Below are 816 nucleotides of genomic sequence, written 5' to 3'. Positions count from 1 at the left end.
GGACTGGTCGGTTGTGGTCAAGCCGCACAGCTTCGGCGACGACCTCGCGGACGGCATCCTGTGGTGCCTGTTCGCCTCACGATTCAAGAACTGGCACAACGTCGCAACCCCGATCCTCGCCGACGCCGAGATGTCGGTCGTGTGGCGGCGCTACATGCCGAACCTTGGTGACGCGCAACCGATTCCGGGATTGAATCTGCGGCCGGGCGCGCTCGTGATCGACATCGTCGACAAGAGCGGCTACTACAACCAGGGCACCGCCAACGGCGGAACCCTGTGGGATGGCCTGATTCGCACCGTCGCCTCGTTCGTCGGCGATTTCATCGACCCCGTCGTCGAGGAAGTCGCCGACATCGACGAGCCGACCTACAAGATTCCCGGACTTCTCAGCACTACCAAGACCACGCCGTATGTCGTGTGGCTCGAGGGCGACGAGACCGGCATCCAATCCTCGAAGCTCACGCGCTGGCCGTCCAAGGGCGTACAGGTCGTAATCGGCGGGCATTCGATGTACGGCGTCAACGAGGCCATATCCGCAGCCGTGCAGCTCGCGTTTGACCTGCTCAGCGCCGCATTATTCGTGCCCGCTCTCGGTGGTACCGCCGATGCGCTGCTCGCCCCGCTCTACACCGACACCGTGCTCGCCTGGTGGAACGTTAAGAGCGTCGAGCGTTCCCAAAATGACGGCTGGGCAGGCTATTTCGAGTACTTCCAGGACGGCGCAGATCGCGCGTTCACCCTCGAGAGCCTGCTCGTGCTGCGCGCCGGATTCTGGGCCACCCGAACCAAGTTCGCCGCCGAGGTCAACGTCGCCGA

At 63.7% G+C, this 816-nt stretch carries 1 protein-coding gene; it reads left to right on the top strand.

Going from position 1 to position 816, the window contains the following annotated elements:
- On the top strand, positions 1-816 hold an 816-nt coding region (locus ON31_RS29505), incomplete at both ends, for a Gp37-like protein (RefSeq protein WP_039818360.1).

Origin of the sequence: Nocardia otitidiscaviarum NBRC 14405 (assembly GCF_000308635.1) — a bacterium.
Taxonomy (GTDB): Bacteria; Actinomycetota; Actinomycetes; order Mycobacteriales; family Mycobacteriaceae; genus Nocardia; species Nocardia otitidiscaviarum.
Note: the sequence above shows the minus strand (reverse complement) of the source record. Positions and strands in the feature narration are given on the sequence as shown.